This is a genomic window from Euzebyella saccharophila (genome assembly GCF_014855495.1).
Taxonomy (GTDB): Bacteria; Bacteroidota; Bacteroidia; order Flavobacteriales; family Flavobacteriaceae; genus Euzebyella; species Euzebyella saccharophila.
On record NZ_JACYFJ010000002.1, the window covers coordinates 228,815 to 254,562 of the forward strand.

Sequence of the window (25,748 nt, forward strand, 5' to 3'; positions counted from 1 at the left end):
TCTAATTTTTGTTTAATTCCCTAGCTACCCTTACCAACAGTTCTGAGGGGCTTACAGGTTTTGAAATAAAATCATTGGCGCCCAGTTCAAAGGCGTTGATTACATTTTCTTCGTTACCTGCAGAAGAGATAATTATAATCGGAATCGTACTTTTAAGTTCGTTACGCACATAGTCAATAAGCTCCATCCCTGAGAAATAGGGCATCATAATATCGCTAACAATAATATCTGGCATACGCTGCGCCAAGTATTCCTTAACTTGCTTGCCATCACCACTGTGTACGACGTCATAACCTCCTTTTTTCAAACGAAAGTTGAGCAAGGAGGCCAATAATTCATCATCTTCTGCCAGTAATAAGCTCTTTTTTGCCATAGTTTAGTAATTTGATTTCTTCAACTCATTGTAGGAAAGCTGTAAAGCGTTCTGTACTAACGGAAATTCATTTAAAAAACAGTTGAACAAAAATTGTAAATGCTTATAATCCTTATCGGTTTTGCAAGTTTGTTCAATTTGTAAGACTATGGAATACAAATCATTGGTCTTTAGCATTGCCAAACCTGCTTTAATTTTATGCGCGGATAATCTTAGGCGGTCATAGTCCTCATTTTTTAAATAAATTTTGGCGTGACCAATAAACTCCAAGGCATTTTTTTCGTACAGTTTTATGAGTTCTTCCAGAAGCTCCATTTCGCCCATACAGTCCTCCAATAAAGGATATAGGTCAACTGTTGCATTGGACTGAAGCGTTGAAATGGTTACCCTATCTGAAGGAATAGAGTTATATTTTTCGCTTTTCATGGGGGTTTCGATTTTTAGGGATTTGAGAACGTTTGTATAGGATTGGTAATGCGTAATTACAGCATCGTAGGTTTGCATATCAAAATCTCGCAAGGCCTTTTCGGTTTCATTGAAAGATTTTAGATAATTGTAATCTGTCTTTTGAGGATTGGCCGGATTTATTTTTTCAAAAAGAGTGTTCTTGAAAGCTAAAAATGCTTGCTTTACCTCTTCTGCCTCGCTCATTGTGAAATTCTCATAGGAGAAATCACCAAGTTGAGATTCCATTTCACACAGATGGTCCAGTAGGTTTTTCGGTTTCAAATCGGGGTTTTTGTTTTGTTAGTAATTTTTGGGACAAAACAGGAATTCTTATTGTGCAAAAACTTGCGGTTTCAACAGTTTTTCCTGTTTATAATGCTAAAATTCCTTAATTACTTCTGCCGGTACAATTAAATGTTCTCTATGACCCTATATGTGTTGTCAAAATGCTTTATTTGTAGGTATAAATTCCTACAGTATGAGACAAATTGCTTGTTTATTTGGATTAACGGTCCTGTTGTTTTGTAAAAATTCTGAAGCGCAAGAAAAAGATTCTTTGGTATTAAAGGCGAGAAAAATACATGAGAATATTATAACGATAGATACCCATAACGACTTTAACGTCAGCAACTTTACTTCCCATAAAAATTATTCCCAAAGGTTGGATACGCAGGTCAATCTTCCAAAAATGGATGAAGGGGGCCTAGATGTCACTTGGTTAATTGTCTACACGGGGCAAGATTCCCTACACTTAAGGGGTTACAAAGCTGCTAAAAAAAATGCCATGGATAAATTTGAGGCCATCCATAGACTTTGTGAAGAATATGCACCGGATAAGATTGAACTTGCAACCAGCTCAAAAGATGTTAGAAGAATTCATGCTACCGGAAAAAAGGTGGCCATGATCGGTGTGGAGAATGCCTACCCTATGTCCACCAACCTTAAAAACATTGAAAAATATAGGGAGATGGGCGCCCTATACGTTTCTTTAGCTCACAACGGACATAACCAGTTTAGTGATTCCCACACCGGTGAAGAAGATGGTCAATGGTTAAATAATGGTTTAAGTGAATTAGGTAAAGATGCTGTAAGACAAATGAATAGAAATGGCATTATGATTGATGTTTCACACCCTTCTAAAGAAGCTTTTAACCAAATGATCAATTTATCAAAAGCTCCGATCATTGCTTCCCATTCATCAGCAAGGGCATTATGCGACCATAGCAGAAATCTAGATGATGAGCAATTAATGAAATTAAAGAAAAATGGAGGTGTCGTGCAGACAGTTGCTTTTAGTGCTTACCTAAATACGAAGAAGGACACCGTAAGAAACAATTATATGAGGGGTATCTACAAACAAATTGCAGATTCCTTACAAGTGCCATGGTATGAAAGAACTCAATTTGCACAACTTAGCGCAGACGAACGTAAAGAATTTTTTAAAAATTATAGAACTATAAAGAAGATAGGTGAGAATAAAGCCAATAAGCTAGTAGATGCTCCACCAGCTGTTAATGTGGGTGATTTTATTGACCATATAGATTATATGGTAAACCTCATAGGCATTGACCATGTTGGGATTAGTTCGGATTTTGACGGAGGAGGTGGTATTGAAGGTTGGTCAGACGCTTCCGAAACCTTTAATGCAACCTTGGAACTGGTAAAAAGAGGCTATTCCGAAGAAGAAATAGCCAAGCTTTGGGGTGAAAATCTATTACGCGTGCTGGATGAAGTACAAGCGCATGCGGAGACCTATTGATCTTCTGCTGCCAGCCTGTCACGTACGTATTCTACTTTCTTCTTTCCGTGTGGTTTTGGTTTGCCATTATCGCCAAGGTTGACCATGATGATATTATCAACGGTAACTATGGTCTCACGTGTCATTTTGTTACGCACCTCGCAATTTAACGTTAAGGACGATTTGCCAAATTTGACTACCTCAATACCAATTTCTATAATATCACCTTTCACGGCGGTACTGGTAAAGTTGATTTCAGACATATACTTGGTGACCACTTTTTTGTTCTCCAGCTGAATAATGCTGTATAGCGCCGCCTCTTCATCTATCCATGCAAGTACGCGACCTCCAAAGAGTGTTTCGTTCGCATTTAAATCTTCCGGTTTTACCCATTTTCTTGTATGAAACCTCATATCTATCTTTTTTTATTGCGGAATTTTAGGTGCAAAATTACATAACATAACGTCTTTAAAATAACGTTTTATTTGTTTTAAGAAGGGTTTTTGGAATATGTAAATCTGTACCAAACTTTTTGTTCAACTTCTCAATAAAGGAAGCAGAAATTAGTGGAGATTCCAATTCCATATTTTGATGTACAAAAAAATGAATCTTTCTTAATCCCATTTCCTTCCAATTAAACAGTCGGTTAACCCAATCATCCAATCGTTCATAATCACTTTCGTGGTTGGCTCCAACATACCTAATAAAGCCCTCGTTATTGGAAAGTCTCATGTGTAGAATATCTCTTCTACCTGCGGTATCAACCAGCGTATTGGCAATATCATTTTCTTTCAATAGATAATACAGTTCGTCTGCTACTTTCGTATCATTGAACCAATCTGTATGCCTAAATTCCATGGATAACGGAAATTCCTTTGGCCAAAATTCAATAAAGCGAACTACCCGGTCCCAATTTTTTGGACCAAAGTTGGTATGCATCTGAAGAAACATGGTGCCAAGCTTATCTTTAAGATTGCTGGTTGCCTCTAAATAACGGTCTATAATTGGGTAAATTGCATCGTTTAAGCGTCTTAGGTGACTTATTTCATTAGTTACTTTAGGAAAGAATTTGAAATTATCAGGAGTTCTTTCATACCATTTTATGTATTGTTCTTTTGGAAAAATCCTGTAAAAGGTGGCATTTAATTCTATGGAATTAAACTGGGAAGCGTAATATGAAAGTTCATCTTTAGTACCTCTGGGATAAAAATTCTTTAAATCCTGTCTATTCCATTTGGCACATCCCACATATATTTCTACAGGTTCCGGGGTATTGGTTTCTTTCAATATTACCGAGGTATCCAGGTGATCTTCTGGTAAACTAAAATCAATAAGGTCTGGGCGGTCTACTTTACCAAACTTCATTCGCTTGTATTTTTAATTTAAAGTTTGGCTATAATTTGATATAAACCGTCTTTTCGTTTACAAACTCTTTAATACCATCTTCGGAAAGTTCCCTTCCGTACCCAGAAATTTTAACCCCACCAAAAGGTAATCTAGGGTCACTTTTTACCAACTCATTTACAAATACAGCTCCTTCATTGAAAAGAGGAGCAAGTTTATTTACCCGTTCCTTGTTGGAAGTAAAAAGACTAACTCCCAAGCCAAATTCAGAATTATTGGAGATTTCCACTGCTTCGGCATCATTTTTAAACGTAACAATGCCAATGACCGGGCCAAAAGTCTCCTCCTTAAAAACCGGCATATCATAAGAAATATCAGTGACTACGGTGGGCTCAAAATAAGCTTGGTCCCTTTTTCCTCCTATTAGAATTTTAGCCCCCATTTTCACGGAATCCTGCAATTGTTTTTCCAGTTCCTTGGCTAAATCTACTCGTGCCATAGGGCCAATAAAGGTGTCCTCCTTCATGGGGTCACCACTATTTAAAGATTTTACCTGGTTTAGGAATTTTTTAATAAAGGCATCCGCAATGGATTCATGAACCAATAATCGTTTACCGGCAATACAGCTTTGACCGGTGTTTTGATATCTGGCCTTAACGCAAATCTCCACAGTAGCATCCAAGTCTGCATCTTCAAATACAATCAAGGCATTGTTACCCCCAAGTTCCAATACTGTTTTTTTTATTTCTTGCCCAGCAATGGAAGCAACCGAAGACCCAGCGGGTTTACTGCCGGTTAAAGTTGCCGCTTTAATAACTGGATTTTTTAGCAATTCCTCTATTTTGTCACTTCCGATTATCAAATTTTGAAAACATCCTTTAGGAAAACCGGCCCTAAGGAAAACCTGCTCGATCAATTGAGCAGATTTCATGACGTTACTGGCGTGCTTGAGTACCCCAACATTCCCGGCCATAATATTGGGAGCAGCAAACCTGAACACCTGCCAAAACGGGTAATTCCAAGGCATTACGGCCAGAATAACCCCAAGAGGCTCATAGCTTACATAACTTGTATCCGCATCTGTCTCAATAGTTTTGGATGCTAATTGGCTTTCACCATTTTCCGCATAATATTCACATACCCATGCACATTTATCAACCTCGGCCCTACTCTGCGCGATTGGTTTTCCCATTTCTTGGGAGATAACCTTCGCATATTCATCCGTATGTTCCCGTAACTCCTTTGCCGCAGCCTTTAAGAGCTTACTGCGTTCCTGAAATGTAGTTTTTTTCCAAGCAAAAAAGGAGTCGTTGGCTTCCTGAACTTTTTCATCCAATTCACTACTTGTTAATTCTTGAAATTCAAATATTTTTTCACCGGTATATGGGTTTATGGACTCTTTCATAATTGCTTTTGATATAGCGTAAAATTAAGAATGTGTTTCTCATAAGAGAAAAGGTTCTTGTAAATAAATCCGATACCACTCATATTTAAAGTGATAGTATTCAAGTTTGGTCATTCTACCATGCTAATGGACCTATAATGTTCATAAACTGGTTAAAAAGTAATAAGGCCCATTTAAGGAACCACCTACTTAATCCCTACCTTTATAAAAACATGTAAAATGAGCGATCGAACACAGAGTCTACTGCGCATTCGCCCAGAAATACCTTCCGCCCTTGTACATGATGGAATGAGTGCAGATGAGCAATTTCAAAATGGAACCTTGAGGCCCATTATTAAGTTACAGAACGACTTGTTCATAGCGGCGTTCAAGAACTACATCAAAAAGCATAAAAACGCCTTTCATGAGCTTACCTTGGACAGGCGATTGCAATATGTTGAAAACGCTATTCAAAAGGATATTAAATTTAGAAACTCTTTAAAGGGAATGGTTATAGGGCAATTTACGACCCTAGAGTACGAAACCTACATCCAAAATTCCTCCGCCCTGAACAAGCGTATGATGAATATGGTCATTAACCGACTCAAAGACCAAATACAGGTTTTTGAAGAGTTAGCCTTGGTTTAGTTCAATAAGCTTTCACCGTTAAGATTGGTGGTAAGCACATCGCTCATATAATTGAAATAAGGTCTAATAGCCTTAAAAGATTCATCTACTTGCTTAATAAAATTAGTAGAAAGTACTTCTTTGTCCGAGAATTTTCTGGTAAAAACAAATTGTTTGTACTTGATCAAATCAATATTCTCATGATTTTTATCAAAACCCTTAGGAGCCGTTTTTACCGATTCTCCTTCTAAGTTACCCCAAATTTTTTTGAAATTGGGATGGGCCAATATATCGCGCATCTCAGAGGCATCCTGTTCAAACTCTTTACGTATTCTTAATAAATCTTCTTTATTTGGAGCCCAGAAACCCGTGGCAATGAAAGACTCTCCCGGTTTGATCTGTATATAATAACCTCCTCTCAAATGTGCCCCTAGCCTAGAAAAGGAACCGGCAAAATGGGCCTTGTAGGGAGTTTTGTCTTTGGAGAAACGCACATCCCTATAAATTCGAAACATCTTCATCTTTTCTATATCGTCATGATTTTGAAGCAATTCCTGAACGGATAAGAAAAACTCCTTTACTTGTTTCTCGTGTGCTTTAAATTCTTTTTTATTTTCTGTGAACCACTCTCGGTTATTGTTTTCTTTAAGAAGATTTAGAAACTGTAGTGTTTCCTTTGTAATTGCGGGTTGTAACATACGACCAAAAGGTTGTTATTTATGCTAAAGTTAACCTTATTTCAGAAATCGGCTTACTGATTATTGCCTATTTTTGAGACCTAGTAGATTCTTATGGACAGGATATCAATCATCGACCAAATAAAAAAACACAAAAAACAACCCAATTTAAGGTATGCGCTAAAAGAAAAAACAGAGGTTTTTACCAACTTGCTTTTCTATACTCTATTTGATATCGATACCGAAGTGGAAGGCAATTTGAGCCAATTGGAAGAACAGTTTGATGGGCTGGTAGATTTAGCATGTTGGGATGTTGATAAATCATGCAAGGCAGTATGGTACAATTACGTTTCAAAGCTTCCTAAAATTTTGGAACGTTTGAATCTGGATGCCGAAGCCACTGTTAATTGTGACCCAGCTTCTCTTTCCATTGAAGAAGTATATATGGCTTACCCAGGCTTCTATGCCATTGCTATTTATAGATTGGCGCATGAGCTTTATTTAGAGGGTTTTCCATTGGTTCCCAGACTAATGACGGAGTATGCCCACAGGCAGACCGGTGTTGATATCAATCCAGGGGCACAAATTGGCGATTCTTTTCATATAGACCATGGTACAGGTGTTGTTATTGGTGAAACTGCCATTATTAAGAATCACGTAAAAATCTATCAAGGGGTAACCCTAGGAGGACTTTATGTGGCAAAGCACTTGCAGCAGACCAAAAGACATCCAACTATAGAGGATAACGTAACCATTTATGCCAATGCCACTATTTTAGGTGGTGAAACAGTTATTGGGGAGAATTCCGTGATAGGCGGTAATGCATGGTTAACAGCTTCGGTACCACCAAATTCAACTGTTTTCCATACCCCGGAAATTAAAATAAAAACAGCACCTAATGTCTCATAATATACTCGATTTAATTGGCAATACGCCATTGGTGAAATCCAGAGTACTGAATACAAATCCAAAAGTTGAATTATATTTTAAGCTTGAAGGCCATAATCCAGGCGGTAGTGTAAAAGACCGAGCGGCTTATAATATGATTAAAAGTGCCTTGGAAAGGGGCGATTTTGACCCAAACACAAAACTCATTGAAGCCACCAGTGGCAATACCGGAATTGCGTTGGCGATGATAGCCGGAATTTACGGTTTGGACATAGAACTGGTGATGCCCGAAAATGCCACCAAAGAACGCGTACAGACCATGAGGGCTTATGGAGCCAAGGTAATCTTAACTCCTTCTGATGTGGGAATTGAAGGAGCGCGTGATTATGCCGAAGCCAAAGTAAAAAACGATGGTTTTTTTATGATTAACCAGTTCGCGAATGATGACAATTGGAAAGCCCATTATAAAACCACCGGCCCAGAAATATGGAGGGATACCCAAGGCGAAATTACTCATTTTGTTTCTGCAATGGGAACGACGGGAACCATTATGGGCACATCTACTTACCTGAAGGAACAAAATGAAAACGTTCAAATTGTTGGGGTGCAACCTACTGATGAATCCAGCATTCCGGGTATTAGAAAGTGGCCTAAAGAATACCTACCCAAAATATTCAATTCTAAAAAAGTAGACCAAACTTTAGAAGTTAGCCAAGAAGAAGCGAAACAAATGGCTATTCGTCTAGCCAAAGAAGAGGGTATTTTTTCAGGAATGAGTAGTGGAGGTGCCGCAACTGCCGCATTGCGATTAGCTAGTACTTTAGAGGAGGGTATTATTGTATCCATTGTTTGCGATCGAGGAGACCGTTACCTTTCGTCAGATTTATTTGATTAAATTCAGTAATCAATCCAATGCCTTTTGCATGCCGTCCTTAAAGGTTTGAAAATCCTGAAGATAATTGTGGCCGGCATTTTCAACAGCATACAGATGTTTGTTTTTTCCCTCTATGGATTCGAATAGTCTTTTTGCAGATTCAAACGGTATTACAACATCTTCCGTACCGTGAAATATATGGATTTCACAAGATACATTTTTTAAATATTCGTTGGAGGGGAATCTAAAATTCGATAACCAATTGATAGCAAGAAATGGAAAGCGGTGTTTTCCTAAATTGACGGCGCTGTAAAAGGGCGACTCTAAAACTATTTTATTAGGTGTGTTTTCTGAGGCTAAATAACTTGCAATACCTGTTCCAAAAGACCTTCCATATACAATTATCTGGTCTTCATTGTACAGTTCTTTTGCATAATCATAAAATAGTTGAGCATCGCTATAAAGCGCATTTTCGCTTAGCTCACCCGTGCTCTTGCCATAGGTTCTATAATCTACCAATATGCTCTCATATCCTTTTCTACTAAACATATTGGCTACATGGATCAAATGGGAGATATTTCCGGAATTACCGTGAAAGTAGAGTATTACGCCCTTGGGTACATCCTGTTTAATGTGGACGGCATTTAGTACGGCACCGTCTTCTGCTTCTAGATTAAACTCCTCGTATGGCTGGCAGAAATCATACACATGGTTTTTAGGCATTTTTGATGGAAAGAAAATAAGCCTCTCCTGAAAAAAATAGGCAAAAATTGTTACCGAAATGTATAGGATAGATAGAACAATTGCCCACCTTTTCAGTTTTTTCATGTCCGAAATTTAATTGAAGTTGAATTTATGGATTATTACTAATCCGTAAAAAAAGAAGCGCCCTAAAGCGCTTCTCTGCTACAAGATTTATATAAATTACATTTCATTGTGCTTTTCTAGAACCAATTCTACCACCTGTCCGTCATCATCCGTAATGACAATTAAAGAATTTAGGTTCTCATCGGACATATTTTCATTGTTGTCCAATTTCAAATATCTACTGTTTTCCAAAGCCTTAAAAATCTCGTCATCATTAGTTCCAAAAAGAAAATCTTTATTGGCACCGGAGATATAACTAAATTTAATCATTTCATCGTACTCCTCGTCCGCATCGTTATCAATACTAACGGTTTTCATTATTTTTTTAGGAGTGATGATCCTTCTGGCATCTATTTTATCTTCATCCTCTTCGGCAAATTTAATGTCCTGTTTTACCACCGTATGAATCTTAACTGATTTTTTTACCAATTGCCCATCTTCGTACATTTCATATTTTTTCTCCGTAGTTTCTTCAGATATTTCCCTGTCCGTTCCTTGTGCCAAAACCATTCCTGAGGTTAATAACAATAAGGAGAACAATAGTAGTTTTGCTTTTTTCATTTCTATAATTTTTAAAATTATAAATACAAAATTACGGTTGAAGTACACTTAGGTTTTGTTCAATAGAAAAAAATAAGGAAGCAAAAAAGAGGGTATCATACAGGTTTACAGCCAATTCTTACGTTTAAAATAGACCATCATCCCAATAAAAAGAACAATCATAATGATCCATACCATGAGATAACCATGTTCCCAATGAAGCTCTGGCATATGGTCAAAATTCATTCCGTAAATACCCGCAATAAAGGTGAGGGGAATAAAAATAGAGGCCATAATGGTCAACACTTTCATGACCTCGTTCATCTTGTTACTCATGTTGCTCATGTACATTTCCATCAAACTCATGGACATCTCCCTGTAAATCTGCAAGCTTTCATTGATTTCTAGGGAGTGGTCTAGAATATCCCTTAAAAATACCTTAGTATCTTTTGTAATCAACGGATTTTCTGAATCTATCAACCTACCTACCAATTCTCGCACAGGAGAAATCCACCTTCTAACTTTTAAGACCTGTTTTTTTAGATCTTGAATGTCCTGAACAATTTCTTGGGTAGGGTTTTGGTAAACGAGTTCGTCAAGGGTTTCTATTCGGTGGTTTAAGTATTCAAGAACCACAAAATAGTTATCCACAATGGCATCAAGCAAAGCGAAAAATAGATAATCTGCACCACGAGTACGTATTCTGCCGGACTGGTTTTTGACCCGATTACGAACCCCCGAAAAAACATCGTCCTCTAATTCTTGAAAAACCAACACACAATTTTCTAGCAATACCAAAGCAACGTGCTCATATACAATTTCACTGGTTTCCTCATCAATGTATAACATCTTAAAGACACCGAATAAGTAATCATCATACTCATCAATTTTTGGGCGTTGGGTTGTATCAACAATATCTTCCATTACCAAGGAATTCAACCCAAACCTCTTACCCACCAATTCTATGAAGTTTTCATCTGCTAAACCTATAATATCTACCCAAGAAGTTAATGGAGGATCTCTATGGGCCACTATGCTATTGATATCACTAGGGTTACTCGTATTGAGTTCATCCTGGTTATATTCCATAATATTGACGACACTCTCAGAGTCTTCCCTTTTACCCATATAGGTAATGGTACCGGGAGCCTTTCCCATTTTACGCTCAAACTTTGATTGTTTGCGGGGCTTTAATTTGGAGAGTAATCTTCTTTTTCTGGGTTTTGCCATTTGTAGTTTCGTTTTTATAAAGATAACCAGTTGGCAATTATCTTAATTAAAGTCAAGCCTATTTAAAAGGAGCCCTGAGCCAGGAGCCACAAAGTTAAGTTCAATGTTGGAATTAGGTAAAAGGGAGTTTTCAATATCGGCAAAGGTAAGTTCTCCCCTACCCAATTGTATTAGAGCTCCCATCATCATTCTAATTTGGTACCTCATAAACCCATTTCCCCTTACTGCAAACACATAGCTTTTTTTAGGAAAAAAATTGGCTTTTAAAAGGGTGTTTTCAGAGAGCGAACAATGCGTAATTGTTCTGAGGGTACGGGTACCTTCCCGCAATCTAGCGGTATACGCTAAAAAATCATGGGTTCCTTCAAACAATCTGGCAGCTTTGATCATCAGTTCAATATCTAGGTCATCAATGATATTTGCTAGAAAAGGAGCACAAAAAGGATGGTTTTTTTCACCAAAGGAAAATAAATAGAGATACTCTTTCTCTTTGGCATCTTGTATAATATTGAATTGGGAATTGGTTTTTCTAATATTTAATATTCTAATATCTGGCGGAAGATTTTTATTGAACAGCTCTTGAAATCCAAATAAATCCTCAAGAGGCTCATCTTCCAAAAATAGCTCGAATTTCATATCCAAGGCCGAAACCTTGGCATCAGTTCTACCGGCACCCAAAACTTTGGCACTTCTTCTCGGAAGAATAAATTTCAAGGTTTTTTGCAACATGGATTCAATGGTTTTTTGCCTTGGCTGATGTTGCCATCCGCTGTACCTAAAACCAAGGTATTGTAACTGTATCAAGTAATAATAGCGTTGCTTTTGCATCCAAATTAAAATAGGGCAAACTAGGCATTTTTTTGTACTTTGTAAAGACAACCAATCATTTATAATTATGGATAACGCTGTTAAAAAACCAAGCACGGTGTTTTGGGTCATTGCCGTATTAGCCCTATTATGGAATCTTGTAGGTGTTCTTTCCTATTTGGCAGACGCCTTTATGAGTTTAGATGATTTGGCTCAATTACCTGAAGATCAACAAAAATTATATGCAATTAGACCAGCTTGGGTAACGGGAGCATTTGCCATAGCCGTTTGGGCAGGTCTTGTGGGAAGTATAGTACTATTGCTTAGAAAAAAATGGGCAAAAACTTTATTTATAATTTCATTTTTGGGTGTCATAGTCCAAAACGTTTACCAATTTTTTCTAAGTAATACCTTTGAGGTATTTGGTAAAAGCGCCATGATTTTTCCCGTAATCATTATTATTATAAGCATTCTATTGGTTCTCTATTCAAAAAAATTACATGAAAAAGGGATTCTTAGCTAATCATCGAAATTTATAAGTAGTTGTCAATAAAATATTTACTTTCACCATGAACTTTTAAGTTCCCCCGCACAATAGGTTGGCATGGCTGATTTAAAATGCGGTTTATCGAATATTTTAAATAAACCATTTTCAAGATGCGTTGAACTTGTTTTTAGTTCATTCTTGATAATTGCATTTGGTATGAAGATTTTAGAAACCCTACTGCCTTGGAAAAGGACTATTTATACAACTATTGTTCTCATAATAGTTTTATCCATCTTAAATTTTTACGGATTGTACACCAATAGTTTTCCTGTTTTAAATTGGGAAAATTTTGCATTTCCATTTTTTAGTCTAATACACTTATTGTTTTTATATGTACTCTGGTTTAAGATAAAGGAATATGAACATACCGATCCACAAATGAAAATAACCGAGTATTTGCTATATGCGGTTATACTCTTATACCTGTTCTATGCTTTCCAAACTTTGACCACCTTATTATCTTCGTTTGATTTTGCGTCCCATGTAATTCCAAATACGTTCTGGCCCGTTGGAATTTTACTGTTTATTTTGCAAATATCATTGGTAGCACTTGGTTTTATGGCCATTCATTTTAGGAAAACCTTGGTAGGACACTATAATATGGACGAAGAAAATCAACATATAGATTCTTGGGAATAAACCTATTCTCAAAATAATACTAAAGAGCCCTAACCAATATTAGGGCTCTTTATTTTTCATAGCAATTCTTCCTTAAAGCATTTTTAATTGGCTTCTATGGAAACTTTTAGGACATAGGAGTTGGCCGGAATGTTATCAAATTCCTCACCGGTCACTACTCTTACATTTGAATTGGAGTCTATCTCCCCTGCATCCATCTCCCCTTGTCGTATCACTTGGGCAATACCGGCTCCAGGGTACTCATCAATTTCTGTTCCTGCATCAAAGAGATAAACGTATTCCGTAACATCGCCCATCATGGCTTCACCATCTTTAAACAATGGCAATCCTTCAGGTTTAAAACTGTAAAACCAATCATTACTTTGTACAAACATAGTAGCTAAAGATAATTGGTAGCCTTCCTCGGCCGTAAAGGAAAACTGGTATTTACCTCCTGGTCCAATGGGTCCTGGTGCGGAAGCTCCAACTGGGGTATTAAAAATTCCCGACTCCATAATTCCCTCTTTGTTCATAAGCGACTCACCTAACATAGCCACATTACCATCTTCTGCAAGACCTTCTAAACCTTCACCAAAATCTGGCATGTTTTTTTCGAACAAAGGCATAGTTCCTTCCATATGTACGGCCCAAGCTCCTGGAGACAAAGGAACAATTAGACCCGTTGCCGCCTTGGTATCCATATAAAGGGCATCCAAAAATCCGTCTTCGGCCACGTCCTCTACTCCCGTTTCACTAGCGATCAATCCTGCACCTGTGGCAGTTTCTCCCTCCACAAAAAATGGCGCCGGTGCCGTGTGAACAGCATAAACTCCTGGAGAGATGGGCACAGCGGCCCTAGCATCTCCCCCTTGTGCTGGAACTGAAATGGTAGTGGCGGTGGAAACATTTTTGATTTTCACCTTGAACCTGGCAGGCGCAACCAATTCTATAGTCACTTTAATAACTTCTGCCACGGTTGGCAATTCGTTTCCAAAAGCACAGCTATTGTCTTTAACCTCCGTTACCACGCCATTTTCATCTTCTCCTTGATCCATGGCATCAGGGGCTTGTTGTGGTTTTTGGTTGGGGCCGCCCGTCTGTTCGTTTACCTCCGTACCTGCATCCCACAACAACACTTGGTCGGTAACATCTACCGGTCCATCACCATAGATTGGAGCTCCATTTTCTTCATACAAAGCAATACCTTCTTCGTTAGGTGCAAAAAACAAATCGTTTGATTGTACAAACATGGTTACAAATGATAACCTTGTGCCACCATCTCCAGGAAGAACATGTTGCCCAGCATTGACTTCAAATTCATAGGCATCTCCCGGAAATAAAGGAGCCGGCCCACTTTTACCTACGGGAACCGCAAAAACGCCGCTTTCAAAAATGGGTTTTGGAGTAACTACGTTTTCTACAGTTACGGTAAAGTCTGCCATGGCAGCCATCTCCTCTTCCACTTCCTCCTCGCCTTCTTCAGAAGCTTCGGGTTCGGTAGTAGGATTACTGGATTCATTGGTATTTTCCACTACAGGTATTTCATTGTCCTCTTCGCAGGAAGCAAAAGCGAGCAGAAAAACGCCGGCCATCAATAATAGTAGTTTTTTTGTTTTCATAATAATGCTGTTTTAGATTCATAGCAAACTAACTACAGCCACATCATGACAAAATCACAAAAACTTAAACTTTCTTATTAATTATGTAATAATTCTGTGAGTTTTTAACTAAAAATACGACCAAACCTATATCCAGATGATTATTTATAGCCTTGCAGCTCTCATGATTTAGGATATAATCGGCCTTGTGATAATTGTGTGATACTTTTTAGCGTCATTCGTATGTAATATATTATGAAAGATATACTGATAATAGAAGATGATCTAGAAATCATCAAACTTTTGGAAATTCACCTTACAGACTTGATTTATTCCACCTCCAAGGCTATGGATGGAAAACAAGGATTAGAAATGGCTTTGGAAAAGGAATATGACCTGGTCCTTTTGGATTTAACCCTTCCCTCTATGGACGGTGTGGAAGTATGTAAAAGGTTAAGGGAACATAAACAGACCCCAGTTATTATGCTTACCGCAAAATCTGAAGAAATTGACCGTGTTTTAGGACTCGAGATTGGAGCGGATGATTATATAACCAAACCCTTTAGCATTAGAGAACTTTTGGCGAGAATTAAAGCTGTTTTGAGACGTACGAACAGCAAGCAACCTGTAGCGGAGGAATCTTCTACTATTGAATTTGAAGGGCTGCAGATCAATATCGATAAAAGAAAGGTTTTACTTCAAGGGAATAAGGTGGAACTTTCCCCAAAAGAGTTTGAACTTTTGGTACTTATGGCATCCAACCCAGGTAGAAATTATAGTAGAACGGAACTACTGAACATTATTTGGGGCTATAATTTTGACGGCTATGAGCATACGGTCAATTCACACATCAATAGGCTTAGGGCCAAAATAGAGTCGGATATGGCCAACCCTTCCTATATACTTACCACTTGGGGCGTAGGTTATAAGTTTAATGAAGATATTGTTCTATGAAAAGTGAAAAGACGTTAACCCCAAAACTGGTAAAAAAATTGTGGCTGGCCTTTATTGGTTTGGTACTACTTATGGGGGCATCCTACATATTTATCACCGGTTACTTTGCAAACAAGCATAGTCAAGAAACTACTCAAAGGCTTAATGCCGAGGTTGCAAACCATGTCATTGCGGAAAAATTTAGTGGCGCCTCCCCATTTATGGAAGACGGTAGTGTTAACAAGGCGCTTTTTGGCGACTTAATGCACGATATGATGGCGGTTAACCAAAGTATTGAGGTGTACTTACTGGGTAAATCTGGAGAGATACTGTACTCGGTTGTTTTGGACCCCGAAGATAAGGATGCCGCCAAAAATGTGGATTTAATACCTATTGAATCTTTTATTGCCGATGGGGGTAAACGATTTATTTTGGGCGATGATCCTAGAAACCCTGGAGAGAAGAAGATTTTTTCTGCGGCACCCTACAACGTTGACGGTCATGAAGGATACATCTATATCGTCCTTGCAGGAAAAAAGTTTCAGGAGGTAAGCGATAATTTAATGAGTCAGTATTTTACCAGACTTGGCGTGGGCGCGACTCTGTTGACCATGTTGTTTTCTGTAATAATAGGTCTATTGGCAATTTGGTTCATTACAAAAAACCTGCGTCTTATCACACATACGGTTAGAAAATTCCACGATGGTGATCTTAAGGCTAGAATTGCCCAGCCAGAAAAATCGGATATTGAGGTTTTTGCCAAGTCCTTTAATGAAATGGCGGATAGCATTGTAAGTAATATGGACAAAATGCAGTCCGTAGACCAATTAAGACGGGAACTTATAGCCAATGTTTCCCATGACCTTAGAACGCCTTTGGCCGTTCTTAAGGGATATATTGAAACATTACAGATAAAGCGAGATTCGTTAACGGAAGAAGAAAAGGACGAATATCTACAAATTACGCATGACAATGTGGATAAGCTTTCCAACTTGATCAATCAGCTTTTTGAATATTCCAAGTTAGAGGCAGAACAGGTAGTACCCGTAAAGGAGCCATTTTCCATTACCGAACTTTCGCATGATCTAATAGCAAAATTCAAGGTTATTGCCCAAAAAAAGGAAATAGAATTGGAATTGGACAACCCAGAGGAAAATTGCTTGGTTTTTGCCGATGTTAGTCTGGTGGAAAGGGCTTTACAAAATTTAATTGAAAATGCCATAAAATATACGGAACCAAAAGGAAAGGTAACCTTGGCCCTTCATAAAAAGGGAAAAAATGTTGAAATCAATATTACCGATACCGGAACAGGAATACCTGTTAATGAACAGCCCTATATTTTTGACCGTCACAAACAAGTGGACAAAAGTGTCGATTCAAAAAAACAGGGGCATGGACTAGGCTTGGCCATTGTGAAGAAAATAATGGATTTACATGATACTACCATTACTGTATTGAGTAAACCTAAGGAAGGCAGTTCCTTTATATTTAACCTTCCTGCATACCAATTGTAACAACGATTGTTATGACAAAGAATACCCCAACCATAGAGACATGGCTGGGGCTTTTTTTATTAAATAGAATTTAGAATATTTTAAAGTCCGCTAATAAAGCTACCGTATAAATCCTTAAACTGATAACCTTCCGAAAAGCGACTTTTGCTCAGTTCTTTATGGGAAACCAATCCCCAAAGCACTAATTCCTTTAGGAAATAGACATCCTCTTTTGGGAAATCTGGCTGATACTCCTTTATTAATTGATTTAGCGCTGGAATACCATCCAAGGCCCTTTTGTATTCTTCATCCGTAAAATCATCCAAAAGTTCAAAACCTTCTCCTTGAAAAAACCATGATACCAATTCATCATAAGGGGTTACCGCATCTTTCTTTTCAAGTTTGTTGATTTTAGGAAAATACTCCGGAAACAGACTTTTTACTGCATCGTCTATTAAAATCTCTGCAACGGAATCCGCTCCCTCTTGTTCCCCTTCGTACACCAATTCAATTTTTCCTGTAATGGCAGGTATGACGCCCAGAAAATCACTGAGCCTTACAATGGTACTATCTGCTCCTGTGGTCAATGCCCTTCTTTCCGCAGTGCTTAAGAGATTTTCATACGCTGTAATGCTAGTTCGTGCACTCACGCCGCTTTTCGCATCTACATACTCACTTTTTCTTGCCTCAAAGCCTATTTGTTCCAACAGGTCTTTGGCAAGTTCCGGTACATACACGGCACCTGATTGTCTCTCATCTAATTTAGCCTCCTGAGCGGTAATTTTTCTGGCAATTTCTACGGTTTCAGGATAATGTGTTAGTATTTGTGAACCAATACGGTCTTTTAGAGGGGTAACTATGCTTCCCCTATTGGTATAATCTTCCGGGTTGGCGGTAAATACAAATTGTATATCCAGAGGCAATCGAAGTTTAAACCCTCTAATTTGAATATCACCTTCCTCTAAAATATTAAAAAGTGAAACTTGTATTCTGGCCTGTAAATCTGGCAATTCATTGATAACAAATATACAACGATTGGCACGTGGAATCATTCCATAGTGAATTACCCGGTCATCTGCATAGCTAAGTTTAAGGTTGGCCGCCTTTATGGGGTCCACATCTCCAATTAAATCTGCTACCGTTACATCTGGAGTAGCCAATTTTTCAGAAAAACGTTCCTCTCGGTGTAACCAAGAAATAGGAGTATCGTCTCCTTTTTCCTTTAGGAGTTCCATGGCAAAACGGGACATGGGTTGAAGCGGATCATCGTTTATTTCCGAACCTAGTACAACGGGAACCCATTCATCCAATAGATTTACCATTAAACGCGCCAATCGGGTCTTTGCCTGCCCTCTTAAACCTAATAAATTGATATTATGACGAGATAAAATGGCTCTTTCCAATTGTGGGATTACGGAGTTTTCATAACCCCAAACGCCTTCAAAACTATTTTTCCCTTCCTTTATATTATTCCTTAGGTTATCCCTTAATTCATCCTTAATACTTTTAGTCTGGTACCCAGTGGCCTTGAGCTCACCAAGTGTTTTAATCTTTAAATAATCGTTATTCATGTTCTCTTTTTCAGTTAGATACAATTGATAAGTTACTTACCAATTTCGCAATTATTTCATTCTTTTTCTTCTGTTGGTCTCATAATCCTCAAAAATCATTTCCCCCAAGTTCTTTAATCCGGTAAAAAAAGCTTTTCCTTTATTAGCTTCGGTAAAATGACGTACAAACCTCATTAAGTAGGGGTCTTGAGCTATCATAAAGGTGGTAATGGGAATATGAAGTTTTCTGGCCTGTCTGGCCATATTATAGCATTTTTCAACAATGTAATCATCCAATCCTACACTGTTTTTGTAATAATTGCCATCTGGGAGCCTTAAACAACTAGGCTTACCGTCCGTAATCATAAATATCTGCTTATTGGTATTTCGTTTACGCCTAAGCAAATCCATTGCAAGACGCAATCCTGCGACCGTATTGGTATGGTACGGACCTACCTTTAAATACGGTAATTCCTTTATGGTAATGGGCCAAGCGTCATTACCAAAAACCAAAATGTCCAAAGTATCCTTGGGGTATCTAGTGGTAATAAGTTCCGCTAGGGCCATCGCCACTTTTTTGGCAGGTGTGATACGATCCTCGCCATATAAAATCATGCTATGGCTTATATCGATCATGAGTACCGTGCTCATTTGGGCCTTGTATTGGGTATCTTCTACCACCAAGTCGTCTTCGCTTAGGGAGAAACTACCTATGCCATGATTGACTTGGGCATTTTTAAGACTTTCGGTCATAGAAATATTTTCTAGACCATCTCCATAACGGTACTCCCTTAAGTCTCCGGTATGCTCATCTCCTTGCCCAGATTTACCGGTTTTGTGGTTACCGGCACCATGTCGTTTAAGTTTACCAAAAATTTGATCTAAGGCTCTTTGTCTTATAAGACGTTCTAATTTTGCCGTAATGGAAATTTGGCCTTTTCCATCTCTGTCTTCACCTTCTTTTCCATTTCCTGATTCATCGCCTCCATTTTCAAACTCTTCTCTAATGTAACCTTTCGCCTTTAACTCTTCAATAAAGTCATCAATGGTATAATCATCATCCGTTAGTTCATATTCTTTATCCAATTCCCGTAACCAATCGATAGCCTCATCAAAATCACCGGACGTGTGCGTGATAAGTTCTTGAAAAATTTCAAAAAGTCTTTCAAATGGAGTTTGTTCGGGTGCTTCATAGGGAGTGAAGCGAAATCCGTTTCTAGTATTCATAGCCATTACATAAAATTAGTGTTTTTAGCTTTGAATACCGCTGTTTTTAGGAAATGTTAACGGTAATAGGGAGTGAGAAACTTTGTCAAGAAGCTCACTCCCAAAATAGGTTTTTAATCCACCACAGCCAGGGCCTTGGTACTTTTCCAATTACCCCTGGTAAAATCCGGAAACTCTTGAGGAGCGCCGTTGGTTGCCACAGAAGCTTCGCTTAATGGTGCAACGGCACTCCAAAAACAACCTTCGTATAAGTTCTGATCTAAAGGAAGTCCTTTTCTAAGACATTCAACCACACGATACAACATCATAAAATCCATACCGCCATGGCCTCCCATTTTTACGGATAACTCTCCTAATCTTTTATAGAGCGGGTGTTCATATTTTTCATAGATTTCTGCCAACTGTTCTCCCTGAGCCCATTGATGGTGGTTTTCAGTGGCTCCTTCCACACCACCTTCCAATGCCACTCTTGTTGGGAAGCCAGCTAAAGTTCCTTTGGTACCCTGAATTAAATTATGACGACTGTAAGGCCTAGGGCTAGTTTCATCCCACTGGACCATAATGGTTCTTCCTAAAGTGGTTTTGATAATAGAGGTATTCATATCGCCTCCTTTGTAATCCAATTGATTCCATTGGTGGTCTGCCTGAAAGTTCTTTTTAGCATATAGGGGTCTTCCCTTTGCAGGAGAGGAGAAAGAATTTATAAACTTAAAATTATCGTCTCCCCTGCCCACGTTCATATACTGCGCTACAGGTCCTAGGCCATGGGTAGGATACAGATTTCCGTCTCTTTTGGCATAATGGTAGGTTCGCCAAGATCCCGTACCTCTATCCACTTGATTCATTTGCCCCCTTAATTCATGAATATAGGAAGCTTCGCCATGTAGCAACTCGCCTAAAACACCCTGCCTGCACATATTTAAATAAAGAAGTTCTTCCCTGCCATAATTCACATTCTCCATCATCATGCAATGCTTTTTGGTCTTCTCGGAAGCATCTACCAGTTGCCACATTTCATCAATGGTCAATGCTAATGGGACTTCTACGAAAGCGTGCGCTCCCGCGTTCATAGTCTCTATAGCCATTGGTGCGTGAAGTTTCCATGGAGTGGCAATTATGACCGCATCAGGTTTTTCTTTAGCCAACATTTTTTTCCAGTCGTTTTCGCCATCGGTATACAGCTTTATTTTCTTGTGGCGTTCCCCTTTACCTTGCTCTTTGCAGGCCTCGGCAGATTTTTTTGCCAAATCCTCATACAAGTCGGAAATAGCAACGATCTCAGTTCCTTCAATAGCGGCAATTTGTTTAGCGTGGCCCGAACCTCTGGCTCCAACACCAATGAATGCAAAACGTACGGTATCTAATTTAGGTGCTGAAAAATCTCCCATGTATTCGGCATTGAAGGCTCTCTCAGTTCCAAAAAAACTAGCTTTGGCAATAGCAGGAGACAAGGTTATTCCAGCTCCCACCATACTCGTCTTTTTAATAAAATTTCTTCGGTTCGATTTCATTTTTGGTAGTTTAGTTTAATTAATAAGTATTATATCTATTGGTAGTTGTACAAGATAGAGAAATTATGATGATTTTTACTTTACATCCTGTATTTTGAAACTTTCAACTTTAAAAATCCAAAAACCACATTATTCATGCCCAATTCTCAATTTATCGGATTTTACAATACCCCTCCCCTTTGGGTGCATGAACAATTTGGAATGGCGCAATTCCAATTTCCGAAGATTGATTTTGAGGGTTTGGAGACCCAACCAATTTCTACCAAAATGAGGTTGGGCCATCAAATGGAGAGTGTCTTTCTACAATTGATTAACTATTCTAAAATATTAAAGGTTAGACTACACAATCTTCCTGTTTTAAGGGAAAAACGAACCATAGGTGAAATTGATTTTATTTTAGAAGACCTGCAAAATTCTAGGCTCCTTCATGTAGAGCTCACTTATAAATTCTATGTCATAGACCCATCTATTAGCGAACCAATCCATCAATTGATGGGTCCTAATAGAAGGGATATGTTCTTTACCAAAATGGAGAAGATTAAGAATCAACAGTTTCAATTGTTACATGAGCCTGAGGGCATCACAGTACTAAAAAATAATGGAATTGTAAGCGATGGGTTAGTGCATCAGTGCTGTTTTAAGGCACAATTATTTGTACCCTATTGGAATCCAAAGGTTCATATACGGCCTTTGAACAAATCTTGTATTGCTGGATTTTGGATTCCTTTTGATGAATTTAACACTACCGAATTTAATGAACATCAGTACTATATTCCTTATAAATCGCAATGGGTCATTGAGCCACACAAAAATGTAGATTGGTTGACCCATTACGAGTGTCTTTTGGAAATAAATATTAGATTATTAAAAGAAAACTCCCCCATGCTATGGATGAAAAAGGAGAATGGAACTTTTACAAAAATGTTTGTAGTTTGGTGGTAGATGAACTAAAAAATCAACTACTCAAATGAATAACTGGCTTTTACCACCTGGGTTACTCTAAAGTATCCATAAGCATAGTTCTCCGGATTGGTTTCATTAACACAATTTCCTTTAACCTCTACGGGAATAGAATCAAATATACCCACACCTCCAATTTGGTTGATCAAAATTCGCAAATAGGATAGGTATTCCGGAGAGATAGCATAAAAATTTATTTCCACGGTATCCCCAGGTTGAAATGCTTCTTTTTTTTCAGTTTCCTCATCTTCACCAATTTCAAAATACCAATCAACTTCATTACCATTAACGAATTCATCATCAAATTCCTCAAAATAGGGCAGTAATTCGCCTTGTTTCCTAAACTTAAACAAATAGCTGTTTCCTTCTCCAGCAGGATCTTGAATTTTCATATTTACCTCTAGGTCGTCCTCATTAAAGCCATCCTCCCTACTTTGCCCAATGATGTTTAAATCCGGAACTGCATTTAGGGTTTCCTGTGCTGTAATAATTTCCCCGTTATAAGCGATTTCTAGCTCATAGGTGTGTCCTAGGATGGGCTCGAATTCGTTGGTCGTGTAACTACCATTGTTCTCATCTACAAATAAAAATTCGGTGCCGGAGTCCATATCTGTAACGTTTACAATGGCACCTGTTACAGAGGTATTGGAATCACTTTCAAAAAAGGGAGTGGAAGTTCTAAGATGAATGGTCTGTGTATTTCCAGTGGTGCCTTTTTCCCAGTCCAATGACGCTTCCACAACCAACCTCGTATTGGCATTTTGAACATCAACATCAATAACATCCTCGCAAGATATTGTAAGAATCAAGGAACTATAAAGCAGTATAACAAATTTGATATTTTTCATAATGTTTTAGAATTTGAAGTTGTAAGTAAGGGATGGAACTATTCCGAAAATGGCAGTTCTGGTAGCTTCATTAGCACCTGTTTCCCGGTTTTGACCAAATGAAATGGACGCGGCGTTTTTTCTGTTATAAACATTGTAAATACCTAAAACCCATTCCCCTTTCCAAGCGGCGTCAGGTTTTTTGTTCGGTTTATAATTTAAAGAAAGGTCCAAACGATGATAGGCGGGCAAACGGTCCGAATTCCTAGGGGCGTAACTGGCCACGGAAATATCTTCATAGGTATACTGACCATTAGGATATGTAACCGGTCTACCCGTTTGAAAAACCAAATTACCGCCAAAACTCCATTTTTCGTTTAAATAGTAACTAGCGGCAAGAGAAATATCATGAGTGCGATCATAAGGTGTCCTGTACCATTCTCCAGCATTGATTCCCAATCCTCCAGCGCTACCTCCAAGAGTTCTTTGCTCAGATTTGGACAAGGTATACGCCAACCATCCGGTAAGCTTGCCCTCATTTTTTCGCACCAATAATTCCAATCCATAAGCTCGGGATTCGCCATTTAATATTTGCGTTTCAATAGCTTCTTGTCCAATGAGTTCAGAACCATCTATATAATCAATTCTATTATCTACGGTTTTATAATACCCCTCCACTTCCATGGAGTATTTTTTATCCTTAAAGTTTCTAAAATATCCCAAGGCATATTGATTGGATAATTGTGGTTTTACATATCTGCCGCTGGGGGTCCAAACGTCTACCGGAGTAACAGAGGTTGTATTTGAGAGAAGATGAATATATTGGGCAGCCCTAGAAAACCCGGCCTTTACTGAAGAATTTTCATTTAGCTGATACGCTAAAGATGCCCTAGGCTCCCAATTATGAAATGTTTCAATTGAATTTCCCTTTTCATAATTGGTTTCCCCTAAAACATTTCCCTCTTCGTAAATTCCCAGCCTAGAGTTGTATACAACGGGAAGGTTATTTTCATAGTCATTTAGTGCTTGACCGCCCATTCTATTAAAAAGGCTAAAACGAAGTCCATATTGGGCAGATAATTTATCGGTTAACTTATGTTCCGCATTTACATACAAGCCGCTCTCCAGTGCTTTTTTCATGTCTAATTTTAACGGATTGATAGCCGATTCATTTGAAGTAGGCTCCAACCTGCCAGGATCAAATTCATAGTATATAGCACTGGCACCAAAGTCCAACTTAAAGCTATCGTTGAAATAATACTTGAGGTCGTACTTTAAATTGTAATTGTCAATAGATGCCAACCATTCGAAATCCTCACTGTTAAAACCAATATTGTAATCATATCTACCATAAATAGCGGACATATTGGAAAATAGCCTTTCGTTAAAAATGTGGTTCCATCGAAGGTTTCCGGAAGAGTTGCCATAACTGCTATCAAAAACATCCCCAAACTTTAGAACATCCCTTCCAAAATATCCCGAAAGGAAGAGTTTGTTATTTTCATTTATTTCATAATTGGTCTTGAGGTTTAAGTCGTAAAAACTTGCCCTATTTTTCTCGCCCGCAAGCATTAAAAACAAATGGGCATAGGAAGTTCTTCCAGCTACTAAAAAGGAACCTTTGTCATTAAAAATAGGACCTTCAGCCGCTAATCTGCTTGATATGGCTCCAATTCCCCCTGTTAAAGCAAAGTTTTTATTGTTGCCGTCCTTTTGCCGTACATCCAATACAGAAGAGACCCTGCCGCCAAATCGCGCAGGTATACCTCCCTTGTATAATTTCATATCCTTAATGGCATCTGCATTAAAAACAGAGAAAAACCCAAAAAGATGTGACGTATTATAAATTATCGCCTCGTCCAGTAGGACTAAATTTTGATCTTGGGCCCCTCCCCTAACATGCAGACCACCACTTCCTTCCCCATTGTTGGTGACCCCGGGTAGCATCTGTAGCGATTTTAGAATATCTACTTCACCCAATACTACGGGCATTTGTTTAACCGTAGCAATGTTCATTTTGGAAACACTCATTTCAGGTTTTCTCAAAACGGCCATTTCGGGTTCATCAGCCGTCACAACAACTTCCTTCAGCTCTGTGGAATACTCCACTAATTCAAAGTCCAGTTTTTGATTACTATCTAAAATTAATTCCCTCTTATTACTATTGTACCCCATATAACTTATTAATAGCGTATAGTTACCCTTTGGTGCGGTTAAAGAATAAAAGCCATATTCATTGGTAATGGCGCCAATGGTAGTTCCCTCTAAAAACACGGAAGCACCAAATAGGGTTTCGCCATTTGTACTATCCGTAATACTTCCGTTTAAGGTAAAACTCTCTTGACCATAGGAGATATACGCTATTAAAAAAGAAAAGAGAAGAAGGTATCTTTTGATTTGGTCAAAAAACCCTTCTTTGTTGTTTGTTTTCATGCTTATACTTTTTTGATTAATGAACACCCTTATGGACAGATGAAATTTTCACAGGTTGCATGAAGGACAAATTTTTATAGAATAATTCAGTGATCATAGCGAGTTGGTTTTAGTAAGTTTATATTCATTACATTTTTTTTTGTGGGCAGTGCAACCTTTAAAATTTAGTATTGTCTTTAAGAGAGAACAGTAACTTTTGTACTAACAGCCATTCTGTTTTAGTTGGAAACCAATATTCGTTTTACACATAAATCT

The 25,748-nt window shown here is 38.2% G+C and carries 25 protein-coding genes; 9 read left to right on the top strand and 16 right to left on the bottom strand.

Features of this window, described 5'->3' with window-relative positions; all coding sequences use genetic code 11:
* Position 1: 1 nt before the first annotated feature.
* Both IL355_RS07405 and IL355_RS07410 read right to left on the bottom strand, forming a co-directional pair.
* A complete protein-coding gene (locus IL355_RS07405; protein ID WP_192461543.1) occupies positions 2 to 373 on the bottom strand; it encodes a response regulator in 372 nt (123 codons plus the stop codon).
* 3 nt (positions 374 to 376) lie between these two features.
* Complete coding sequence (locus IL355_RS07410; RefSeq protein ID WP_192461544.1) at positions 377 to 1,102, bottom strand: Hpt domain-containing protein; 726 nt, start codon at positions 1,100 to 1,102, stop codon at positions 377 to 379.
* A gap of 196 nt (positions 1,103 to 1,298) precedes the next feature.
* On the opposite strand from IL355_RS07410, the gene IL355_RS07415 reads away from it, so the two are divergent.
* Positions 1,299 to 2,579: a dipeptidase gene (locus tag IL355_RS07415; RefSeq protein WP_192461545.1), complete on the top strand. Its 1,281-nt coding sequence runs from the start codon at positions 1,299 to 1,301 to the stop codon at positions 2,577 to 2,579.
* Here IL355_RS07415 and IL355_RS07420 read toward each other — a convergent pair.
* From IL355_RS07420 to IL355_RS07430, 3 genes are read right to left on the bottom strand one after another with little or no spacing between them, the layout of a single operon-like run.
* On the bottom strand, positions 2,573 to 2,971 hold the full coding sequence (locus IL355_RS07420) for an acyl-CoA thioesterase (protein WP_187458933.1): 399 nt from the start codon (positions 2,969 to 2,971) through the stop codon (positions 2,573 to 2,575). The genes IL355_RS07415 and IL355_RS07420 overlap by 7 nt on opposite strands.
* A 55-nt stretch (positions 2,972 to 3,026) precedes the next feature.
* Positions 3,027 to 3,923, bottom strand: coding sequence for a DUF72 domain-containing protein (locus tag IL355_RS07425; RefSeq protein ID WP_192461546.1), 897 nt, complete (start codon positions 3,921 to 3,923; stop codon positions 3,027 to 3,029).
* A 28-nt stretch (positions 3,924 to 3,951) separates the two neighbouring features.
* On the bottom strand, positions 3,952 to 5,307 hold the full coding sequence (locus tag IL355_RS07430) for an NAD-dependent succinate-semialdehyde dehydrogenase (RefSeq protein WP_192461547.1): 1,356 nt from the start codon (positions 5,305 to 5,307) through the stop codon (positions 3,952 to 3,954).
* Positions 5,308 to 5,526: 219 nt separating this feature from the next.
* On the opposite strand from IL355_RS07430, the gene IL355_RS07435 reads away from it, so the two are divergent.
* Positions 5,527 to 5,934, top strand: a complete 408-nt coding sequence (locus IL355_RS07435; RefSeq protein ID WP_192461548.1) for a glyoxalase — start codon at positions 5,527 to 5,529, stop codon at positions 5,932 to 5,934.
* Here IL355_RS07435 and IL355_RS07440 read toward each other — a convergent pair.
* Positions 5,931 to 6,611, bottom strand: a complete 681-nt coding sequence (locus IL355_RS07440) for a DUF2461 domain-containing protein (protein ID WP_192461549.1) — start codon at positions 6,609 to 6,611, stop codon at positions 5,931 to 5,933. The genes IL355_RS07435 and IL355_RS07440 overlap by 4 nt on opposite strands.
* Positions 6,612 to 6,704: 93 nt before the next feature.
* On the opposite strand from IL355_RS07440, the gene epsC reads away from it, so the two are divergent.
* Complete coding sequence (epsC, locus tag IL355_RS07445) at positions 6,705 to 7,499, top strand: serine O-acetyltransferase EpsC (protein WP_192461550.1); 795 nt, start codon at positions 6,705 to 6,707, stop codon at positions 7,497 to 7,499.
* Positions 7,489 to 8,373, top strand: a complete 885-nt coding sequence (gene cysM / locus IL355_RS07450; protein ID WP_192461551.1) for a cysteine synthase CysM — start codon at positions 7,489 to 7,491, stop codon at positions 8,371 to 8,373. The genes epsC and cysM overlap by 11 nt, the downstream gene beginning before the upstream one ends.
* A gap of 9 nt (positions 8,374 to 8,382) precedes the next feature.
* Here cysM and IL355_RS07455 read toward each other — a convergent pair whose 3' ends face one another.
* The 4 genes from IL355_RS07455 to IL355_RS07470 all read right to left on the bottom strand — a co-directional run bounded on the left by IL355_RS07455 (position 8,383) and on the right by IL355_RS07470 (position 11,817).
* A complete protein-coding gene (locus IL355_RS07455; protein ID WP_192461552.1) occupies positions 8,383 to 9,180 on the bottom strand; it encodes an alpha/beta hydrolase in 798 nt (265 codons plus the stop codon).
* A 96-nt stretch (positions 9,181 to 9,276) separates the two neighbouring features.
* Positions 9,277 to 9,780, bottom strand: a complete 504-nt coding sequence (locus IL355_RS07460) for a hypothetical protein (RefSeq protein ID WP_192461553.1) — start codon at positions 9,778 to 9,780, stop codon at positions 9,277 to 9,279.
* Between the two features lie 105 nt (positions 9,781 to 9,885).
* On the bottom strand, positions 9,886 to 10,989 hold the full coding sequence (corA, locus tag IL355_RS07465) for a magnesium/cobalt transporter CorA (protein WP_192461554.1): 1,104 nt from the start codon (positions 10,987 to 10,989) through the stop codon (positions 9,886 to 9,888).
* 42 nt (positions 10,990 to 11,031) lie between these two features.
* Positions 11,032 to 11,817 carry a tRNA pseudouridine synthase A gene (locus IL355_RS07470; RefSeq protein WP_192461555.1) on the bottom strand — a complete coding sequence of 262 codons (786 nt, stop codon included), beginning with the start codon at positions 11,815 to 11,817 and terminating at the stop codon, positions 11,032 to 11,034.
* A 67-nt stretch (positions 11,818 to 11,884) separates the two neighbouring features.
* On the opposite strand from IL355_RS07470, the gene IL355_RS07475 reads away from it, so the two are divergent.
* Both IL355_RS07475 and IL355_RS07480 read left to right on the top strand, forming a co-directional pair.
* Complete coding sequence (locus tag IL355_RS07475) at positions 11,885 to 12,319, top strand: hypothetical protein (protein ID WP_192461556.1); 435 nt, start codon at positions 11,885 to 11,887, stop codon at positions 12,317 to 12,319.
* Between the two features lie 180 nt (positions 12,320 to 12,499).
* Positions 12,500 to 12,982: a hypothetical protein gene (locus IL355_RS07480; RefSeq protein WP_192461557.1), complete on the top strand. Its 483-nt coding sequence runs from the start codon at positions 12,500 to 12,502 to the stop codon at positions 12,980 to 12,982.
* An 83-nt stretch (positions 12,983 to 13,065) separates the two neighbouring features.
* Here IL355_RS07480 and IL355_RS07485 read toward each other — a convergent pair whose 3' ends face one another.
* Positions 13,066 to 14,580 (bottom strand): spondin domain-containing protein, encoded by a 1,515-nt coding sequence (locus IL355_RS07485; protein ID WP_225621149.1) that lies wholly within the window; start codon positions 14,578 to 14,580, stop codon positions 13,066 to 13,068.
* Positions 14,581 to 14,814: 234 nt separating this feature from the next.
* On the opposite strand from IL355_RS07485, the gene IL355_RS07490 reads away from it, so the two are divergent.
* Positions 14,815 to 15,513 (top strand): response regulator transcription factor, encoded by a 699-nt coding sequence (locus tag IL355_RS07490; protein ID WP_192461558.1) that lies wholly within the window; start codon positions 14,815 to 14,817, stop codon positions 15,511 to 15,513.
* On the top strand, positions 15,510 to 17,006 hold the full coding sequence (locus IL355_RS07495) for a sensor histidine kinase (RefSeq protein ID WP_192461559.1): 1,497 nt from the start codon (positions 15,510 to 15,512) through the stop codon (positions 17,004 to 17,006). Before IL355_RS07490 ends, IL355_RS07495 begins: the two co-directional genes overlap by 4 nt.
* A gap of 80 nt (positions 17,007 to 17,086) precedes the next feature.
* Here IL355_RS07495 and IL355_RS07500 read toward each other — a convergent pair whose 3' ends face one another.
* The 3 genes from IL355_RS07500 to IL355_RS07510 form a co-directional block, all read right to left on the bottom strand.
* Positions 17,087 to 18,556 carry a magnesium chelatase gene (locus IL355_RS07500; protein WP_192461560.1) on the bottom strand — a complete coding sequence of 490 codons (1,470 nt, stop codon included), beginning with the start codon at positions 18,554 to 18,556 and terminating at the stop codon, positions 17,087 to 17,089.
* Positions 18,557 to 18,607: 51 nt separating this feature from the next.
* A complete protein-coding gene (locus tag IL355_RS07505) occupies positions 18,608 to 19,768 on the bottom strand; it encodes a vWA domain-containing protein (protein WP_192461561.1) in 1,161 nt (386 codons plus the stop codon).
* Positions 19,769 to 19,875: 107 nt separating this feature from the next.
* The gene (locus IL355_RS07510) at positions 19,876 to 21,273 is read right to left on the bottom strand and encodes a Gfo/Idh/MocA family protein (RefSeq protein WP_192461562.1); all 1,398 of its coding nucleotides are present in this window, start codon (positions 21,271 to 21,273) and stop codon (positions 19,876 to 19,878) included.
* A 135-nt stretch (positions 21,274 to 21,408) separates the two neighbouring features.
* Here IL355_RS07510 and IL355_RS07515 point away from each other — a divergent pair, with 135 nt between their 5' ends.
* Positions 21,409 to 22,215: a DUF1853 family protein gene (locus IL355_RS07515; RefSeq protein WP_192461563.1), complete on the top strand. Its 807-nt coding sequence runs from the start codon at positions 21,409 to 21,411 to the stop codon at positions 22,213 to 22,215.
* A gap of 17 nt (positions 22,216 to 22,232) precedes the next feature.
* On the opposite strand, the gene IL355_RS07520 is transcribed toward IL355_RS07515, so the two are convergent.
* Positions 22,233 to 23,081 carry a DUF4249 domain-containing protein gene (locus tag IL355_RS07520; RefSeq protein ID WP_192461564.1) on the bottom strand — a complete coding sequence of 283 codons (849 nt, stop codon included), beginning with the start codon at positions 23,079 to 23,081 and terminating at the stop codon, positions 22,233 to 22,235.
* A gap of 6 nt (positions 23,082 to 23,087) precedes the next feature.
* Positions 23,088 to 25,493: a TonB-dependent receptor gene (locus tag IL355_RS07525; protein ID WP_192461565.1), complete on the bottom strand. Its 2,406-nt coding sequence runs from the start codon at positions 25,491 to 25,493 to the stop codon at positions 23,088 to 23,090.
* Between the last annotated feature and the right edge of the window lie 255 nt (positions 25,494 to 25,748).

Bases quoted from the DNA above. Each gene is read 5' to 3' on its own strand.
- IL355_RS07415 (WP_192461545.1), top strand. From the start codon at position 1,299: ATGAGACAAATTGCTTGTTTATTTGGATTAACGGTCCTGTTGTTTTGT.
- IL355_RS07440 (WP_192461549.1), bottom strand. From the start codon at position 6,611: ATGTTACAACCCGCAATTACAAAGGAAACACTACAGTTTCTAAATCTT.
- IL355_RS07425 (WP_192461546.1), bottom strand. From the start codon at position 3,923: ATGAAGTTTGGTAAAGTAGACCGCCCAGACCTTATTGATTTTAGTTTA.
- IL355_RS07495 (WP_192461559.1), top strand. From the start codon at position 15,510: ATGAAAAGTGAAAAGACGTTAACCCCAAAACTGGTAAAAAAATTGTGG.
- IL355_RS07405 (WP_192461543.1), bottom strand. From the start codon at position 373: ATGGCAAAAAAGAGCTTATTACTGGCAGAAGATGATGAATTATTGGCC.
- IL355_RS07420 (WP_187458933.1), bottom strand. From the start codon at position 2,971: ATGAGGTTTCATACAAGAAAATGGGTAAAACCGGAAGATTTAAATGCG.
- epsC (WP_192461550.1), top strand. From the start codon at position 6,705: ATGGACAGGATATCAATCATCGACCAAATAAAAAAACACAAAAAACAA.
- IL355_RS07510 (WP_192461562.1), bottom strand. From the start codon at position 21,273: ATGAAATCGAACCGAAGAAATTTTATTAAAAAGACGAGTATGGTGGGA.
- IL355_RS07490 (WP_192461558.1), top strand. From the start codon at position 14,815: ATGAAAGATATACTGATAATAGAAGATGATCTAGAAATCATCAAACTT.
- cysM (WP_192461551.1), top strand. From the start codon at position 7,489: ATGTCTCATAATATACTCGATTTAATTGGCAATACGCCATTGGTGAAA.
- IL355_RS07525 (WP_192461565.1), bottom strand. From the start codon at position 25,493: ATGAAAACAAACAACAAAGAAGGGTTTTTTGACCAAATCAAAAGATAC.
- IL355_RS07435 (WP_192461548.1), top strand. From the start codon at position 5,527: ATGAGCGATCGAACACAGAGTCTACTGCGCATTCGCCCAGAAATACCT.
- IL355_RS07480 (WP_192461557.1), top strand. From the start codon at position 12,500: ATGAAGATTTTAGAAACCCTACTGCCTTGGAAAAGGACTATTTATACA.
- IL355_RS07505 (WP_192461561.1), bottom strand. From the start codon at position 19,768: ATGGCTATGAATACTAGAAACGGATTTCGCTTCACTCCCTATGAAGCA.
- IL355_RS07485 (WP_225621149.1), bottom strand. From the start codon at position 14,580: ATGAAAACAAAAAAACTACTATTATTGATGGCCGGCGTTTTTCTGCTC.
- IL355_RS07520 (WP_192461564.1), bottom strand. From the start codon at position 23,081: ATGAAAAATATCAAATTTGTTATACTGCTTTATAGTTCCTTGATTCTT.
- IL355_RS07455 (WP_192461552.1), bottom strand. From the start codon at position 9,180: ATGAAAAAACTGAAAAGGTGGGCAATTGTTCTATCTATCCTATACATT.
- corA (WP_192461554.1), bottom strand. From the start codon at position 10,989: ATGGCAAAACCCAGAAAAAGAAGATTACTCTCCAAATTAAAGCCCCGC.
- IL355_RS07475 (WP_192461556.1), top strand. From the start codon at position 11,885: ATGGATAACGCTGTTAAAAAACCAAGCACGGTGTTTTGGGTCATTGCC.
- IL355_RS07470 (WP_192461555.1), bottom strand. From the start codon at position 11,817: ATGCAAAAGCAACGCTATTATTACTTGATACAGTTACAATACCTTGGT.
- IL355_RS07500 (WP_192461560.1), bottom strand. From the start codon at position 18,556: ATGAATAACGATTATTTAAAGATTAAAACACTTGGTGAGCTCAAGGCC.
- IL355_RS07460 (WP_192461553.1), bottom strand. From the start codon at position 9,780: ATGAAAAAAGCAAAACTACTATTGTTCTCCTTATTGTTATTAACCTCA.
- IL355_RS07430 (WP_192461547.1), bottom strand. From the start codon at position 5,307: ATGAAAGAGTCCATAAACCCATATACCGGTGAAAAAATATTTGAATTT.
- IL355_RS07515 (WP_192461563.1), top strand. From the start codon at position 21,409: ATGCCCAATTCTCAATTTATCGGATTTTACAATACCCCTCCCCTTTGG.